Source organism: Lelliottia nimipressuralis (genome assembly GCF_004402045.1).
Taxonomy (GTDB): domain Bacteria; phylum Pseudomonadota; class Gammaproteobacteria; order Enterobacterales; family Enterobacteriaceae; genus Enterobacter; species Enterobacter chinensis.
In genome coordinates this window covers 52,669-69,298 of record NZ_SOMG01000001.1, presented here as the reverse complement: position 1 = coordinate 69,298, position 16,630 = coordinate 52,669, and the positions used below count along the sequence as shown (strand labels likewise).

Below are 16,630 nucleotides of genomic sequence, written 5' to 3'. Positions count from 1 at the left end.
TTTCACAGGTTGAGAGCCCAACAGCCCGGCTTTATCACCTGGCCCAGCGCTATGTAGGTTACCTGGTTACCCGCATCTCAGATGCCGTCACCCCTTCAGGTGTTGGAACGAGTGACCACAAGCGTGCATCAATGCCATCATTTTGCAGTTTGCGCATGAAATAACGCGCCTGAAGGGCATCATGCGTTGCGATGACAACCTGAAAACCATGGTCAACGATGTAATCACGCAGCAAGTCGAATACGGACGCGGCGTGGACTAGATCATGGTGCTGCGTAGGATCGTCCAGCAGCAGGCCGCGCCATGAGGACCACTGATGTTCAAGCGCCATTGAAAGCAGAAATGTCAACTGCAGATCTGTCAACTGAGCTTCGCTTGCAATCGCCGGGACCGGAGCAACTCCTCCATGTAAAGGCACGGAAACTTCAGCATGCCCCTTTTTGTAAATACTGCGAAAACCTAGTTTGGTACCCGTAAAACGCTGCTCTCTGACGACGCGCTTCAGGAGCGACTGCCACCTTGGAATGACCGACAGTACATGTTTTTGCACGTTCGATATTTCGGCAGACAGTTTAATATTGAGCGTCTCAATTGCTTGAGATAATTGCAACAACTGCATTCGGCTCGAATTTTCGTTTTCAATGCGCTGGCGCAGGCTGGCAACAAACTCTTCCTCTGATGAGGAGCCGCGACGACGATCTATGATGCCTTGCGCTATACGTGTCTGCTCCAGCATGCTCCAGGCTCCAATTTCGACTTTGAGCGTTTGTAACTGTTCTGTTTGGCGTGATAACTCGGCAACAGATGACTGTAATTGAGTCTCTTTACTCTTCGCCACGTCGACCGCGGGATCGCCGGAGAAAGACAGCTGTCGCCATGAGAAGCGGATCGCTGCCAGCTTAGCTTGGGCGTCAGTAAACTGTTCTTCGACGCCAGTCAGTCGGTCATTAGTTTCGGTTAACTGAATTTGTTGTCGGTTTAAAGCAGATTGCTCTGCCGCAGCTTTCGTTTCGAGTTCACTGAGCTGGGCTATATTTTTGCTTTGCGCCGCCGACAATTCATCCAGTGTCCTCAAGGGGCACGCATCTGCAGTGATTGCTGCTAATGCGGCTGTTGATTGCTCAAGGCTTGCCAGGGCCCCCGCTCGAGCCTCCCGAGCCGTATCCACAGAATGGATCGCCGATTGGTGAGTTGCTTTTGACGCTTCAAGCATTTCAGGTGTAGGAGGAGATGCGAGGTTATGCTGTTTTTCGTCGAGCTGAAGCTTGGCTGAAGCATTTGACTCGTCACGACGCTGAATAGCTGCTTTTGCTAATTCAATTGTATCACCTTCTAAAAGTATGTCCGTTTTGATTTGGTTGATTTCGGATGTTAAAAGAGATTGTTGGGAGCTCAACTCAGTCATGTTACGCTGGCACGTATCTAGTTCAGCTTTGGCATGAGTAACCGCCTCCGCGTGCTGGCGTAACTGATCCAATACAATCTTAACGCGTCGTTCAGCCTCGACAACTTTCGGATCGATAGCCTCCAATGATTTGGTAATTCTTTCATGGAGGCTTGCAGCACCGTGATCTACGCCACAGACAGGACAGTCCCCTCGATCTTTAGGCAAATATGCCGCAATGGATGCAACGGATTGCCTTATGGTATCAGCCGTTGACGTTAACGTTTCGTGAGCCTGCTTCAACGTCAGTAGCTCTGCTTCAGCGTTTGTCTTTAATACAGTTGCTTGCCCAACTCGCTCCTGCAGTAATTTTTCTTGTGATTCTTCGTGTGTAATGGCTGAGGTAATGGAGATAAGGTGCTGAAGGTTATCCTCCCAGCGCCTGATGAGCTGTCGAGCGGCTAAAAGCTCAGTATCAATAATCTGCAGAGCCTTATGCTGTTTATTGATGAGTTCATGCTCGGCACTGAGCCGTTCACTCACTTCATGTATATTCCGGAAGGTTGAGGCTAGAGATTCGGCATCGCTTAACGCTTTATCAGCCACTTCCAAGGCCTGCTTGCGTTGTTTAAGGGCCTCTTTGGTTTGCGCCTCCCAGTCAAGCCGGTTAAGCTGCTGGATAATTAAATCCCGCTCGCCTTCTGCCTGCAGCAACTCACGCTGAAGCCGCTCTTGTGTCCCGACGATAAGTGCTCGTTCCTGCTGTTTTTGCGTTAAAGCCTGTCTGGCCGCTATAAGTTCATGACCAAGCTGTTCTGATCGCGTCTGCTCAGCAATGAAACGGCCAATCAGTCCATCCACCTCCACAAGCCCTTCAATTTGCTCCCTGAGTCTTTTCAGACTGACTTGTACTGTTTGCTCTAACGCATCGCGCATGGTTTCCAGGCTATCCACTCCCACTGGCGGCATCAATAGTCCTGCAGGTAATGCCTCTGAGCCCTGAGTCTGCTTCGCGATGTTCGAGATGGATTCTGCGATGCTTTCTTTACTGCGCAGACCGCCCTGAGATTGGGTTGCGGCCATATCCCGCTCAAGCACTAGGCTTTGCCATTCCGCATATTCTGTTTCGAGAAGCTCAACTGCCTCCTTTGCATGCTTAAGCTTATCATTCAGGACTCGGCGAATACTGCCCAGAGCCGTGCTGACCTGGGATCCGTCCTTACCGATTGGCAAGCGTTCAAGCTGCGAGCCCGCAATTTTGGCCTCTGCTTTGACAAGCCATTCTCCCTCGCGCTGATCCAATAAATGTGTCAGTCTCAGTAAAAAAGGGATATCTTCCGCGTTCGTTTCCGGGAAAATGGGGCTGAGATCACCCGTCCTTTCGACATTTCCCTGGGGGCTTACCTGGGCAGAGGCGCTTACATCACCGAAATCCAGAATAACTTTAGCCAAGGACTGATTGTCCCTGATGATGGGTGAAAGATTTGCCCCCAGTCTCGAGATACCACCTGTTAGGCTAAATTCAATCGCTTCGAAGAACGCGGTTTTCCCTGTGCCATTTGGGGCAAGAAGAATTGTTGCTCCCGGGCTGAGTTCGATTTTGGTGTTGGCACCATAACGGCGGATATTGGAGAGGGTAATAGATTTGAGCTGTTTCATTGGCGGCCCTTGTCTCCAAACGTCACAGTTTTCAGGGATTGAACTACTTCATCGCCTGTTTTTTCAGAGAGCAGCAGCTCACGCCATTGTTCAATATGAGGTTTAACCCAAGAGTGCACCTGACACAACGAGCTCAGGGATGCCAGCAGCGGATCGTTGATTTCATTCCCCACACTCGCGGGTGTTAACGACGCCAGAAAGCTCCGGTCAAGGAAGGAGTCGATATCTTCCCCCTCTCTGAGCACTACCTTCCTGCAGAAACGATCGTCTGTTTCGAAGCGGGATGCATCTTCAGATTCAATACCTTTGATGAGCATAAACATATAAAGATCTACCGTTTGCGGCTCTGCGAGCATGTCTCGGATATCCGCGGCCCATCGGAAGGCGCTCTGGATATATTCAACATCACATGAGCACTCTGTAATCAACACAGTCCGCCAACCGGCTTTGACTAGTTTGAGACGTTTGAGCCGTACTGCAGCCGTGCCGAAATCAATGGAGGGTGAAACCATGTCGTTCATATCTGGTACATGAACTTCATAGCGACCTTCAGCGCGCTGAGTTATCGCGGTAATGAGTTCTTGAATTGTCGGCATGTCAGGAGCCCTTTGTCGTCTTATCAATTGCAGCTTCACGCGCGCGCTGCCTTTCTATCCTTTGCTGGCCGAAGTATTTGCGTACGGACTCAAGTGTCCCCCTACTCAAATGGCGATACATTTCAGATCGGGTCACGAGCAGATGTGGCTGACGCTCTGCCGCCATGCTAGTCGCTGTCTCAGCGTCGTCAGCCATTCCTGCATTTAATAACATTAATGATGGTGCCCGCACGCCAGACAGGATGACGATAGGATCAGGGTCAGGACCGATCACGTCGATTAACGGATCATCAGACAACTCACGGACCCCAGTTCGACCGCTAGCTGGGCCAGACCAGTATTGAAGAGCGATGCTCATTACTGTCCCTCCATCCTCAAAGAATTCCCAGTGGTTGTTACGAGTTGAAAAACCCACAGATACCAACAACAAAATTTCCACAGCATCAACGATCAGGCTTAACGTTCGGGGTCCCAAGCGAAGCGCATGTTTTTCATTTTTATTCTCCGTTTTCGGATACAAAAGCCTGTTCAGAAATCTGCGGCGGCTTTCAGGTACAGCCGTGAATCCAACTAACCATGAATTCCAGACTGCGTCCATAGCATCGGCGAGTGCTGGATCGGAGATAGTGCCGAGTTTGTCCGCCACATGCTGAAGCAGGCGCTGCCATAGCACATCGTCCATAGCTCTAGCGAGTGCTTCAGCTTCTTCCCTGACGCTGCTCAACGTATTGAATTCATGATCCTGCGCGCATGTCAGACATTCTGTATTCTCAATCCATGGCAAGCCGCTGAAATCATCCTCGGCCCCACCAAGTGTGTGACCGATTTCCTGGGCAATGCTGCTTCGCCATATGGATTCACCTAACATCAGGACCTGAATGCCATTTGGCAGGTGCAAAGCCATACGCACAATCGCTGAAGAAAGAGAGAGATTAGCTACGGGAGGATGGGAGTATGCAGCATAGACTCTGAGTTTTCGGGGGGCAGAATTAATCCCCCACATGTGTTCGACAATGGCCTTTGCTGGACTGACTGTAGTATTGGCAAGATCGAGCGTACCAGCTAATGACCAAGGGCCGCTGGACGCTGAAGAACCGTCACTTAACTGATACTGAGCCCAAGTTTCGGTATCAGGCCGAAGTTCGCTTCGCAGTGCATTGACAACGTCATGGCATCTTATCGCCGAAACGTCAGTTGTCTCGGTTGCAATGTAGTTAATCAGACGCTGCAGTGTGCGTTCCGGATTGCTGAAGTTACGCCCAAGCGAATGAAGCGTTCGTTCTTTTAGTGTTGCATCGTTACCTACGCAAACGATCTCAACTCGGCGAAGCACATCTCTTATCTGGTCCCAGTCTTTAAATCCACACCAAGTCGTTAGCCATAAGTATGCATTCTGAGTTGGAATATCCTGTCTGCTGGCAAGATCCTCAAGTCTCAGCCCCGGGCGACGGCAAAGTTCACAAAGTTCTTCGAGGTGATTAACGGAGAGACTGTTTTTTATAAGAAGGTGTAGACCGACGAGAATAAGTTTGAACTTGCGGTCTGGTGTTTCGTCAAGTTTACCCGATGCAGCGTTGCGGGCTAGGCTCGAGAATGCAGTGTCTAGAACAGAGGGGGTTGGTTCGGTGTCTACAGAGCCGTTTCTGGGTTTCCTTTTGGGCTGTTTAGTCTGATCAGGATTTTTAGTACAAAAGTCAGTTGACTGACGTTTAATCTGTAAATGCTCGTAGTGGTCTGTTGAGTACATAATCACCACATCGTCCCACTCCTCAATGCTTCCCTGTTCGGCACCGATTGCAAGAGGTGTAAGCCTGCCGATCAAGAAATTTTCAAGCATATCTGCCAGACGTTGAGCAATCACCAGCTTCTCATAATCAGACTTCCGCTCTAACCGGAACCTTCTGAGCATCCAGATTTTCCTTATTGCATTTTCTGCCTTAAAAAAATATCGGATATGCTAACTGAATTAGCAAGGGTTTTATAGGGAGCTTGATTTCATCTTGCAGTAAGAAATAAACGTTTTTTATGATTATTTGCGGCTTACAGCGCTGATAATTTCTTGATAAAATATAAATTGAGTAGCATGCCAGTGGTCAGTGCTACCTTTCTGTAAGGTGCGATAGAAGTTATGCAGGTGTCTGCGGTGTCGGGTTCAATGACTTTAAACTTTTGGGGATACCCTGAATCACTTCAAAGTGTAATCCTCAGGGTTCGAATGACTATATATCGCTCATAGCAGCCCCCTCATTCCTTCAGACGGTCCGCTTCTTGCTGTGAGTTCAACGAGTGGAAACGCACACCAGCATTATAAAAAATTTCAGACAGATATCATCTTCCTGAACATCCCCCTTAACGGCAGAGCCTCACAATTCTGCCTTTTTTGTATTCCTTTTCAGAGGAGCAGTAATGAAACAATTTGACGGTTTGAAGTCACTGTAGAAATCGCTTTCCGGTCTGCCACTCTGGGCATCAGAGTGTATTCTGCATCAGATAAACCAGCTTACTTACTACGAGCCAGTAATCGGCATTATGGATAAAACTGGGGCAGGAAAATCGTCGTTGTGCAATGCCCTCTTTACCAGTATGGTTTCACCAGTTAGCGATGTGGTCGTGTGCACATGCGTCCTCTTGCGACTTAGCCTGCAAGTGGGCGAGCGCGTTATGATCCTTGTTGATCTCTCCCAATACGCGAGCCATCGCCGCTGGCGCTTTTTATTGACGGAGATAATCCATGACGACTCAAACTCATTGTGAACTGGTAGACATTTTAAAAACCAAACGAACTATGAGGGAAACGAGAACTTATGCTGTGCAGTCTTCTTCCCCCCCATCTCTTAACTGGGCAAAAAAGTAAAAATATTTTTAGGCACTACATTAGGCACCATCACAAAGTTGAATTTAAATATTTCAACCAATTACAGCACCGATTCAGACTCCGCCAGCTCCACCAAAACTCTCCATCGGTGATTACCAGTGTCATCCGATGAAGTCCTAAGAGCCCGCACGGCGCAAGCCCTGCGGGCTTTTTTGTGCCTGCAATTTGTCCCGTGAAGTCTGAAGGCAACTCATTAAATCCGAACCTCTATCCTGGAGTGTTCCCGCCGTGCGTCTACATAAAATCGTTCAGTTTATTATTGATGCTGAAGCGCTACACCTCCTCAGGCTAGCGAATGTAGCAACCGGCAGCCTGTTTCATTTCCTTTTTCACGTCAATAATCTCGCACAGCGTTTGCAGGCTCCGGCGGCCGTAGTCGTCACTCACAAAAATAACCTACCAGCCTATTATCAGCCCTAAAAAGGGCGGATATTGCCGCAGTTCATTTTACCTTACTATTAAAAAAGCCAGCGACCTGCATTTGCCGAATCAATAAGCATGCTTACCGTCAATGGTTCGGGTGCATGATGATCTGTTCTAAGATAGCGGGGTAATATGGCATTCGGCAGAAATCGAATCCCCTCATTAGGGAAATATCGATTAAAGACAAAGCCAGACATATCTACATCCAGACTTTCTGAATACTCCTCAAGAAAATCCGTCATATCTTCCGGGAGTACACTTTGTTTACCTGTACTTACAGAAGTATCGTCAGACATTTCCCAGAAGTGTTTTTTAATGAGTTCCCTGACGAGTGCTGCTTTGTCTGTCATTACCTTTCTCCTGGCCCAACGATAAGCTGATAACGGTGGATAACGTTATGGGTGATCATGGCAAGGTTATAGGCCGTCAGTACGGCACCAACCCAAGGGAGCCATCTCCCGATGTATGCTCCTATACTGGTTGTGTATGCCCATTCGCCACGTAAAAGTTTTGCCCAGGTAATAGTTCTACGGCCCTGCTTAAAACGCTGTCGAATAAGGGTACGAAGCCCAAGAGAAAGCGGGCTTGTCCCCCTGGTTGCAGCACCAGCCCCCAGTTTCCCGCTGACAGGGATTACCGGCAAGCTGACTAACATGGAAGCAATTGCCAACAAATCAATCACATCACTAAACTGCTTTTTAAATTCATCCAGAATAAGCCAGTAAAGTAGCTCCTCTTTATCGACGCTCATTCCATCAAAGAAGTATGTTCCGTTTAACTGTTCGGTCGTATCCATCGCCTTTCCCTGTTTAAGCTGACGAACTAAATCCTAATACCGGCCTTTGGTATCGTCCAGAACATACGCCTTAACGTTATCCTAATTTTGGGTTTAGACGATGCCACTACAAGAAATGTTGGGGAAGGATGCAAACCAGGTTCCCGGTATGAACAACTTTGCACGTCTTTAAGCATCAATGGATACCAGAAATTGCCAGAAGGTCTTATCATTCAATGGAGGAAGTCGGGGCAAGTGGTACTGCTGGCGCGGTTGGCACAACTATCGGTGGGCGCTCTTGCCGCATGGGAAATGGGACGTTTGTGGAATTGATTATGCAACAGGTTAATTCAATATCATTGGTTAAGGTTCGCGACGCTACCGATGTATCCCAGGCTCAATCTGACGTTGTGCTCAATGGTAAAAGCACCGGCATTATTGTACCGGGGCAAGTGCTTGAAGCAGCGGTTCAGGTTAATGAGCAGCGTTACCTCCTGTTTCTGACGGATGACATTATTTTCGAGGAATCTCTGACGATTGCCCTTATTGACGTTCATGACGGGCTTAAAGAAATTGTTCGTTTAGGAAATGAGTACTCGACAGGGAGTTTTGCGGATCTCCAGGTCACTGACGATAGCGTGGGTTTCAGGTTTATTGGGGATTATATCTGGACACTGAAAGTATCAGATTCACCTCGCCTGCGGCTTCCTTTTGCTTCCGATCCAAAAGGGGTTAAACGGGAGTCAGGTCTGAAAAAGAATATAACGATATCTGCCGCACCGGCGTCGGAAAACGTAAGCTGAAGTCATTATTTAACATAATGAAAAGGCTTTCCGCTGAAATGGATAAATGCTCCTGAGAAGTATGCAGACTCAGCGACGGATGAAGTCATGAAAGCCCGTAAAATTTTCCGGCTACACTGTAGCCTTACGCCATTAAACATTGTTTCTCTCATGCTCAATGAGCCATTCTTTTCTAGAAATACCCCCTCCGTAACCTGTCATCGCGCCATCTTTCCCAATTATCCTATGACAGGGGATCACGATCGCAATCCGGTTTGCACCATTAGCAGCAGCGACGGCACGCACAGCATTTGGCTTATTCATCCGTTGTGAAATGGCCTGATAGTGTGAAGTCTGTCCATAGGGAACTGCACGCAGCTCGTGCCAGACGGATTTTTGAAAATCACTCCCCGGGGCATCTACAGAGAGATCAAACTGTCGGCGCGTTCCGGCAAAATACTCGCTGATATCCTTTACCGTCTGCCGGGTATGGCTGTTTTCTCCGGTGACTATTCTGGCGTTAAATAAACGCTGAATATCGCGAAATTCTGTTTCTAACATCCGGCGATCGGTAAACTCCAGCAGACAGACTCCCCGCTCTGTTGCGCAGACAAACATAGGCCCAAGCGTCGTGGTAAAACGGTGAATGACAATCACCTGGGTTGTCTGAGTCGGCGCTGCGCCAGTAAGTCGCTTGTAGGTATAACCAAACCCGCTCAGGGATTCATAGCCATTGTCCAGCGCAACGTCAGTCGCAGCTCGGCCGCTTTTCAGCTCCTGCAAGGCAACGTTCACCCGCTGCATTCTCTGGAAAGCCTGAAAAGTGATGCCATGATGTTGCAGGAACCAGCGTCTTACCCGCTCCGGACTGATTCCATGCTGACGAAGCTCCGCGTCTGTTACGCGGGATTTTATATCGCGCCTGACAAGCGCAAGCGCCTGTTCAACAAATAATGGCGCGCTATGCGCATTTTCAGCAGGCCTGCAGACCTTACAGGGACGAAAGCCGGCCGCAAGGGCAGATTTGGCATCTTTATAAAATTCGACATTTTCACGTTTAGGCTTTCGTGCCCGGCATACCGAAATACAGAATACGCCAGTGGTTTTGACGCCAACAAAAAACACGCCAGTATATTCTGAAGCACGTTCCAGTAATGCCTGATACCAGATATCACATAAATTCTTATCGGTTATTTTCATCACCAAAAAGTCCTTCAAACGTCTGACGAGATCGGATCGCATGCATGACATCAGTCAGCGTTGACTGCATGGCTGAATGAACAAAATTGCCCATTGAAATGCGGCTTACCCCGGCCCGTTTCAGCCTGTCGAACGACGGAAGATCGGGCATACACATGACATTCAGAGGCAGGCCCGTTGCCTCTGCAACGAGGCTGATGTCTTTCTCTGACGTCAGGCAGGGAACAAAAAGGCCGTCAGCACCTGCAGCTTTATAGCTCTGACCCCGTAATATCGTCTCCTGCAACGCGTCTTCATGCCCGAGCAGGTAAGTATCAGTCCGGATGTTCAGAAACAGGCAATGATTTTCGCTTTTCAACGCATCGCATACTGTTTTCAGGGTACAGGAAAAATCAGAGGCATCGTCAAGCTGACGCACCCCGTTTATGACTCTGCTGTCTTCAATGTTAACGCCTGCTACGCCTGTATGAGTAAGGCGCCTAAGATTGGCTGTTATCTCTTCGGCTGAATCACCATACCCTGCTTCCATGTCAACGCTCAAAGGCAGGTTGCTGACTGCCCGGATACGGGTGACCATGTAAAATAACTCATCAAACGGCATTCCCTGCCCGTCTTCATATCCCAGTGTGGACGCAATTGCTGCGCTGGACGTTCCCAATGCCTGATAACCTGCTTCTTGCACTGCGACAGCACTGGCGGCATCCCAGACGTTAGCGATAAGAAGAGGTTCATGCTGGTTGTGGAGCTCTGCAAAGTTCATATCCATATCCTCTCGATAGATTGAAAATGAATCTAAGCATTCAGTAAGACCGTCACAACCGAAATTCAGACGACCATTTTTAAGCAAATGTCGTCTGAACTCGGGGGACGAACCAGACCGAAACCTTTCAGGTTCGGGTTCCGGCTTTCAGCATGGCAAGAACCGCCCAGCGTGCCGCATCGTCTGCGATATTTTCCGGCAACGCATCAGCCCGCAGATTGATATAAGCGTCAACAGCCTTTCTGATGGCCATGCTGACGGAGTCACTATCGTGTGTTGCCAGCGTGGAAGTCAGCAGATCATCAGGATCAATGCCATGGGATTCAATGCGGCGAACCCCACGTTGCGGAAGATTTGCACGACGGAACAGCATAGGACCCAGCACTTGCTCCCGGAAGAACGACAGCATGCCAATCGCTTCAAAGAGTTCGCCCCTTCCCAGTTTCACCACCGCATAATGAAGCCAGATCCAGGCTCGGGACTCAAACCACTCCGGCGTCATATTAGGCCAATGAGCACTAAATTTTGCCAGTTGACGCTCCAAAGCCAGGTTATCACGGGTAAACAGCACTGCTGGTTCCTCAACGCGTTGAGTGAGCATTTCCATGGTGACAAATTTCAGATCGACGTGAAGGAGTTCAGGGCCATACAGGCAGATAAGCAGACGAGGCTCTCCGACATGTTCTCCGGTGAAAGCATGGAGCAGATGGCCCAGTGTTCCGGCGAGCACAATACGTTGTGCCATGATTTCGTCATAGTAGAGAGGGTCTACCACAACGACAAAATCGAGATCGGAATATTTATCGAACCCGCCATGAACAAGCGAGCCGCCAGCGAGAAGGGAGTGAATCCGCGAGTCAGACTGAAACTTAAGCTTTAGTTGCTCTGCAAAACTTCTGTGTAAATCGGGTAGCGTACTTAGCATACTTTTTCCTGTTCACAAAAAAGACAAAGCATTACAGAATATCGAGTCATTTATATTCAGGCCAGATATTTTTGAAGGAACAGTAATGCCCCTGAGGAGTTTGCTCGCTTAGCCACATATAGCGGTAATAGGACGGATTCTGTCGTTGCCCGCAACGACACGCACCCCGTAGGGGTAATTCTTAGCCATAAAGCAATCTCTCCTGGACGAGGGGTATACTTATGTTCAGGCTGTCAGGCACGTAGCGGGCTTTTTCTGACTACAGGCACAATAGAGTAGCTCACGACCTCAGTGATTTATGAATCTGTTTTTGTTCATCCATAACTGTTATTGTTTTATATAATCAGGCAGGAGCATTCAAAGTTCAGGAGTGAAGAGTGATAGACGCACAACAGGAAACGAAACTGCGGTTATACGGTTTTACTGATAAAAACATTACGGCTTTGCGCGCCGCACTTGAAGACCCGAAACGTAAGGATCGGACTCTGCATTCACTATTAGTTGAGCTTAAAAGACGTTTCTACACGTCCTGGGTAATTGTCATTGGTTTACTGCTTTTTGCCACCTATGCCACTATCACAAGAGATTATGGTAATGGTTTGATTTATTTTGCAGTAATTATCGTTTTATGTTTTTTTATATTAGGAATGGCACCGTTGTCTGTTTCATGGAAGGCTGTGAAATTTTTACGCAAGGAGGGATAACCCTCCTTTCTGACTAGCGAGCAAACTCTTTTTCATCGGTATTATAGGTTTTGCCCATCGTATAAAGTTTATGGGCTGATTGTCCAACTTCAATAGCCAGCGCCGGACGTGTCATCGTTGAAACTTTGCGGTAAAAGTCAGTAGATAACCAGTCGTACAGCCTCCAACTTTCCAGCTTAAGCATTGGGCGAAATATTCCGTACATTGACGTAACCATGTTCATCCCTTGCCAGGCTAACATGCCTGTCTTACGCTCAAATCCCAGAAACTCTGCAGCCCCATATACGCATCCTTAGCAATATTCCCTGGATTTGGCACTCCGGTTAGCTTATCAATATTTTCCATTAGATTACTGGTTCCATGAAAGATCAGCGTTGCCCCAGCAATTACCCCGAGGACATTCCCGGTGCTCGCTGAACCAACAGCCATAGTTGCACCGCCCACAATCTGAATGGCGCCAAGGACAATTCCAACAACGCTAATTGCGTACCCTACTATTTTCCCATTTTCTTCATAAAATTTTACGGCAGCCGCCAGATAAGCCTCGCCCGTGCGCAACATTCTGTCCTGAATCTTAAGGTTATCGCATTCGGCTTTTAAATTCGCGATGCACTCTTTGCATACATCATCATTACTAGCCTGACGGATACCGTTACGCTGCGCATTAATAAATCCTTTAATTTCATCAAGAAACCTGATACGGGTCAGCCCATCTTTAAAGTGTGCGCTGGCGACCTGCGTTGCTACGTTCCACAAGGAATTTGCTTCTATCTGCGCCATGGCAGCATAGTAATTAATAGATCTCTTCTGGTTCAGATATATATCCATTTATACTTGTCCATTCTGGTTTCAGCCTGATGTTACGCTGTGATTAACTTAACCATATTATGATTACATTGTGAACTTTTACCGCAGTCTCATCACACTGAAAGAGGCGGGTAATACGCCAACAGCTAACGGTCGAAGGACCTATATCGCCAAACCAGGCCAATTAATGTTTGGAGTTGTGGATGTATCCACTGCATTCATTGTTAAGGACACGGATGGCAAAAGCCCCGCGAACTTAGTTGTATCTGTAATTTATCCCATTAAATGAGGAATATAACGGACTAATAAACGCTTATTAAACGCCAGGCTTTATACGCTAATTTCAGGGGCGTAACCCAACAGAAGATGCCAAAGATAAACAGTACAGCAACACCTGATGAGATGATATTTTCTCGGGAAGCGAAGCACACAGCCAGAATGAACAAAACCATCAGGATAACTAAGAGAATAACCGTTCCTTTAAAACGATTTGAAAGGGCAGGAAGCAAAATATCCAGTGTCGAACGTTGAGAATCTGCATAGCGTTTAAGCTTTTTCAGCTCTTCTTGTGTAAAACCCGCTCTAATCAACGCATCTTCCGTTATCGCCATGCCATTCCCCTCCTCCTAATCAAAGCCACTATACCTCGATCTTTAATAAAATACCGCCCCACTGGCTGGTAGTTTATGTTGTACTCCACTGACATTGACAAACATCAACACCCTCTTCCCTCTCCTGTGCAAAATTACCCACACCACCCAGCGCTACGGATTAGCCACCCCAACCCGGAAGGAACCCCAACATGTACAAACCCATAACCGTCATAATCTTCATTCTCCTGACCCTTGCCGCCCTCGCTGAAACAGGTATTTTATCCTTTGGATAATCCTCAGGCGAAATATCCCTCATCAGGGCACATTGATCTCATTACAGTTTTTTCCTAAAGCCACCCCGCTTCGTCTGTGCCATGCTGAATCACGCTCATAACCGATAACGTTAAATGAGGATATTATGAAAAAAACAATTATCGCATTATCTGCCGTTCTGCTGGCTTCCCCAGTATTTGCTGCGACCACACATGCAACTGACGATACCGTCGCGGCGGCGAAAGCAAACGCCAACGAGGCGAAGCAAAAACTGCATGAAGAGCAGAACAAAGGTGAAGAGCTGAAGCTGAAACAGAAGCACGCTGCGGAAGGTAAAAGCGAAAGCTTTGGCAGCAAGGTCAGCGAAGATTCCCAGAAAGCCTGGCATAAAACCAAACAAGGCACCGAGAAAGGGTGGGATGCCACCAAAGAAGGCGCTGAGAAAGGCTGGAACAAAACCAAAGAAGGTGCCAGCGAGCTGGAAAAGAAAGTCACTGAGTAATCCCTTCGAAAGGCCGCGCAAGCGGCCTTTTTTATTCCCTCCCGCTCTGCTTCCTGAAGGCTAAACTTGTCTCAGGAGGGCACCATCATGAGCCACGAAGAAACCGCACCAGCTACTCAGGGCGTTACCGTTGAATTACTTTCCATTGTCGATCTCGGCCCGGAGATCGCAGGCATGGACGGACGTCAGCTTCGTATGCGCAGGGTAACGCTCGCCCCCGGCGCGGTCTTTGGTCCGGTGCACGATCATATCGATCGCCCCGGTACCGTTTTTATCCTTGAAGGCACAATTACCGATCATCGTAACGGTATCGCCACCGACTACGGCCCTGGCGTCGGCTGGCCGGAAGACCATAACACGGTCCACTGGCTGGAAAACCGGGGGCCGGTTACCGCCGTCGAAATCTCGGTGGATATCGTTAACACAGCCTGACGTAGAAAAGCCGAATAGATCCCGGGGGTGACGCGTTTACTCCCTGCCCCCTAAAAGAGATCCTGAGATGCTACGACGCCTGGTGATATTGCTGATTTTGGTTTGTCCGTGGGCGTTTGCCGCCCCGAAAAGCTACATTATCGACACCGATAACACTGCCATTCGGCTATCGTGGCATGCCTTCGGCGGCATCCTCTCCTGGGCGACGTTCAGCGGCATAACGGGTGCCGTGACGCTCAATCCGGATAACGATGTTGACGACCATATCCACGTCACCATCCCCGTGGCAACCCTGGTGGCCTCAAACAAGCTGCTCACCTGGCAGCTGAAAAGCGACATGTTTTTTGAATCTGAGCGCTACCCAACTATCGAGTTCATCAGCTCTCGCGTGGTCGACGTGGGTTCCGGGCGGTTCAGGGTGTTCGGCACGCTGACCGTTCGCAACATTGCCCGCCCGGTGATCCTGGAGGCCACCGTGAAAGACCCGCATGCGCAGGCCATCACGCTTGATGCCACCACGGCGATTTCACGCGCGGCCTATGGGATGGATAAATTTGCGCTGGTCGTTGACGATCGTATTGCCATCGCCATTGCGATTCAGGCTCACGGCGTGCCCTCATCCTGAGATCAGGCGCTGTAGCTGCTCCGCGTTTCCCCGCAGGTGAGACGGCGGGTTGCGGCCAATCAGCACAAACTGATAGCCCGCATCGTGCCACCACGCCAGGTTCATGCTGTGCCGCTGCTCCTGACGCAGAGAGGCCGTCGTCTTCTCATCAACAGGAGAGATACAGAGCGCCATCGGGCCGTAGTCGGCATTGATCCACGCAACTTGCGCGATCGAGGTAGTTTCATAGCGCAGCATTCGCACCATTTTAAGCTCTGCGCCCTGCAGGGTAAGTTGCGACATGTTCAGCTTCATGCCGATATCCTGCGCAGCCCGTTCCAGCCCGCGCTGCAGCACAGGCGCTGCGCTGTCCATATCCAGCAGCGTCTCGACGCTATAGAGGGACATGTATTGCGCCTCGAGGTCGCGAATATGGGCATTTTCATCGTCAGGTGCCGAAGCGGGCCGCAGAAGATACCCCAACCCGGAACCGACCATCAAAAAGCTGACCGAGGCTGCAATCAGCGACCGTCTGCTGACGCCAACCGACGTGGAGACCTGCGGATCGGGAAGTGTCGCGAGACGCGCCTGCATCGCCCCGAGGGGAGCGTCATCCAGCAGAGAGGCAAACGCTCCGGCGTAATCCTGGCTGCTTTTCATCAGCTCGTCGGTTCGCCCAGCGAGGCGTTCGTCACGTTTCAACTGTTCTTCAAACTGCTGCGCGTCGGCGCGGCACATCTCGCCATCTATCCATGCCACGATAGCATCGTCGTTATAGGGCGGTGTAAAACGGTGCGAGTTCAAGAGCGTTTCTCCTTTACCGGAGGCAATGCGTCGACGGACCTGGCAAGCGTTGCCCGCGCCGTCGCCAGTCGGCTCATCACGGTACCGATCGGCACCGCCAGAGTCTCCGCCGCCTCCTGGTAGGTAAAGCCTTCGACATAAACCAAAAATACAGCGTTGCGCTGGGCTTCAGGCAGCGCATTGACGCGCTGCATCACCTTCAGGTAATGCAGACGCGTTTCATCCTGTTCACGGGTGTCCGGCGCCAGAAGCTCGTCGCTGGCCACAAACCCCTGCCCCTGACGAACGTGTCGTGCCCGAAGCTCAGAGATCCAGATGGAGTGCAGGATCGCAAACAGCCACCTGTCGATGCGGGTGCCCGGCGTATACTGGCTACTTCTTTCAAGCGCACGCACGCAGGTGGACTGAACCAGCTCTTCGGCGATATCCCTGTTTCGCGACAACACCAGCCCATAGCGCCAGAGACGCGGCAGATGTTCGGCTAACTGTTGACGAACCTCACGGGTAGCGATGTGTTTTCCCTCCACGAGAA

Annotated in this window: 16 protein-coding genes and 2 pseudogenes; 6 read left to right on the top strand and 12 right to left on the bottom strand. The window is 49.5% G+C overall.

The window, feature by feature from the left end:
• Positions 1-58 precede the first annotated feature (58 nt).
• Genes E3U32_RS00330 through E3U32_RS00320 form a run of 3 tightly spaced genes read right to left on the bottom strand, consistent with a single transcriptional unit; the run spans position 59 to position 5,548 of the window.
• Positions 59-3,043: an AAA family ATPase gene (locus E3U32_RS00330; RefSeq protein WP_134347252.1), complete on the bottom strand. Its 2,985-nt coding sequence runs from the start codon at positions 3,041-3,043 to the stop codon at positions 59-61.
• The gene (locus tag E3U32_RS00325; protein WP_134347251.1) at positions 3,040-3,639 is read right to left on the bottom strand and encodes an ABC-three component system middle component 1; all 600 of its coding nucleotides are present in this window, start codon (positions 3,637-3,639) and stop codon (positions 3,040-3,042) included. Before E3U32_RS00325 ends, E3U32_RS00330 begins: the two co-directional genes overlap by 4 nt.
• A 1-nt stretch (position 3,640) precedes the next feature.
• Positions 3,641-5,548 carry an ABC-three component system protein gene (locus E3U32_RS00320; RefSeq protein WP_134347250.1) on the bottom strand — a complete coding sequence of 636 codons (1,908 nt, stop codon included), beginning with the start codon at positions 5,546-5,548 and terminating at the stop codon, positions 3,641-3,643.
• Positions 5,549-6,093: 545 nt separating this feature from the next.
• Between E3U32_RS00320 and E3U32_RS23715 the strand changes: the two are divergent.
• Positions 6,094-6,318 (top strand): annotated as a pseudogene (locus E3U32_RS23715) (GTPase); the annotation flags it as partial.
• 654 nt (positions 6,319-6,972) lie between these two features.
• On the opposite strand, the gene E3U32_RS00305 reads toward E3U32_RS23715, so the two are convergent.
• Together E3U32_RS00305 and E3U32_RS00300 are read right to left on the bottom strand one after the other, a co-directional pair.
• Positions 6,973-7,287, bottom strand: coding sequence for a DUF1493 family protein (locus tag E3U32_RS00305; RefSeq protein WP_047348120.1), 315 nt, complete (start codon positions 7,285-7,287; stop codon positions 6,973-6,975).
• Positions 7,287-7,733, bottom strand: a complete 447-nt coding sequence (locus E3U32_RS00300) for an STM2901 family protein (RefSeq protein ID WP_134347249.1) — start codon at positions 7,731-7,733, stop codon at positions 7,287-7,289. The genes E3U32_RS00305 and E3U32_RS00300 overlap by 1 nt, the downstream gene beginning before the upstream one ends.
• Before the next feature lie 314 nt (positions 7,734-8,047).
• Between E3U32_RS00300 and E3U32_RS00295 the strand changes: the two genes are divergently transcribed.
• A complete protein-coding gene (locus tag E3U32_RS00295; RefSeq protein ID WP_134347248.1) occupies positions 8,048-8,515 on the top strand; it encodes a hypothetical protein in 468 nt (155 codons plus the stop codon).
• Between the two features lie 132 nt (positions 8,516-8,647).
• On the opposite strand, the gene E3U32_RS00290 is transcribed toward E3U32_RS00295, so the two are convergent.
• The 3 genes from E3U32_RS00290 to E3U32_RS00280 all read right to left on the bottom strand — a co-directional run bounded on the left by E3U32_RS00290 (position 8,648) and on the right by E3U32_RS00280 (position 11,379).
• Complete coding sequence (locus tag E3U32_RS00290; RefSeq protein WP_134347247.1) at positions 8,648-9,694, bottom strand: bifunctional transcriptional activator/DNA repair enzyme AdaA; 1,047 nt, start codon at positions 9,692-9,694, stop codon at positions 8,648-8,650.
• A complete protein-coding gene (locus E3U32_RS00285) occupies positions 9,678-10,454 on the bottom strand; it encodes an isocitrate lyase/PEP mutase family protein (RefSeq protein ID WP_134347246.1) in 777 nt (258 codons plus the stop codon). The genes E3U32_RS00290 and E3U32_RS00285 overlap by 17 nt, the downstream gene beginning before the upstream one ends.
• A 127-nt stretch (positions 10,455-10,581) precedes the next feature.
• Positions 10,582-11,379, bottom strand: a complete 798-nt coding sequence (locus tag E3U32_RS00280; RefSeq protein ID WP_134347245.1) for a nucleotidyltransferase domain-containing protein — start codon at positions 11,377-11,379, stop codon at positions 10,582-10,584.
• Positions 11,380-11,756: 377 nt separating this feature from the next.
• Between E3U32_RS00280 and E3U32_RS00275 the strand changes: the two genes are divergently transcribed.
• Entirely contained in the window at positions 11,757-12,083 is a 327-nt protein-coding gene (locus E3U32_RS00275) for a hypothetical protein (RefSeq protein ID WP_134347244.1), read from the top strand.
• A gap of 13 nt (positions 12,084-12,096) precedes the next feature.
• Here E3U32_RS00275 and E3U32_RS23710 read toward each other — a convergent pair.
• Together E3U32_RS23710 and E3U32_RS00260 are read right to left on the bottom strand one after the other, a co-directional pair.
• Positions 12,097-12,644 (bottom strand): annotated as a pseudogene (locus E3U32_RS23710) (DUF4225 domain-containing protein).
• Positions 12,645-13,192: 548 nt separating this feature from the next.
• Positions 13,193-13,501 (bottom strand): hypothetical protein, encoded by a 309-nt coding sequence (locus E3U32_RS00260; protein WP_134347241.1) that lies wholly within the window; start codon positions 13,499-13,501, stop codon positions 13,193-13,195.
• A gap of 400 nt (positions 13,502-13,901) precedes the next feature.
• On the opposite strand from E3U32_RS00260, the gene E3U32_RS00255 reads away from it, so the two are divergent.
• The 3 genes from E3U32_RS00255 (at position 13,902) to E3U32_RS00245 (ending at position 15,315) form a co-directional block, all read left to right on the top strand.
• A complete protein-coding gene (locus tag E3U32_RS00255; protein WP_134347240.1) occupies positions 13,902-14,258 on the top strand; it encodes a hypothetical protein in 357 nt (118 codons plus the stop codon).
• Positions 14,259-14,345: 87 nt separating this feature from the next.
• Positions 14,346-14,690, top strand: a complete 345-nt coding sequence (locus E3U32_RS00250) for a cupin domain-containing protein (RefSeq protein WP_134347239.1) — start codon at positions 14,346-14,348, stop codon at positions 14,688-14,690.
• A gap of 67 nt (positions 14,691-14,757) precedes the next feature.
• Entirely contained in the window at positions 14,758-15,315 is a 558-nt protein-coding gene (locus tag E3U32_RS00245) for a YceI family protein (RefSeq protein ID WP_134347238.1), read from the top strand.
• Here the strand turns inward: E3U32_RS00245 and E3U32_RS00240 are convergent.
• Positions 15,307-16,098, bottom strand: a complete 792-nt coding sequence (locus E3U32_RS00240; protein ID WP_134347237.1) for an anti-sigma factor family protein — start codon at positions 16,096-16,098, stop codon at positions 15,307-15,309. The two genes, E3U32_RS00245 and E3U32_RS00240, sit on opposite strands and share 9 nt — an antisense overlap.
• The gene (locus E3U32_RS00235; RefSeq protein WP_134347236.1) at positions 16,095-16,625 is read right to left on the bottom strand and encodes an RNA polymerase sigma factor; all 531 of its coding nucleotides are present in this window, start codon (positions 16,623-16,625) and stop codon (positions 16,095-16,097) included. The genes E3U32_RS00240 and E3U32_RS00235 overlap by 4 nt, the downstream gene beginning before the upstream one ends.
• Between the last annotated feature and the right edge of the window lie 5 nt (positions 16,626-16,630).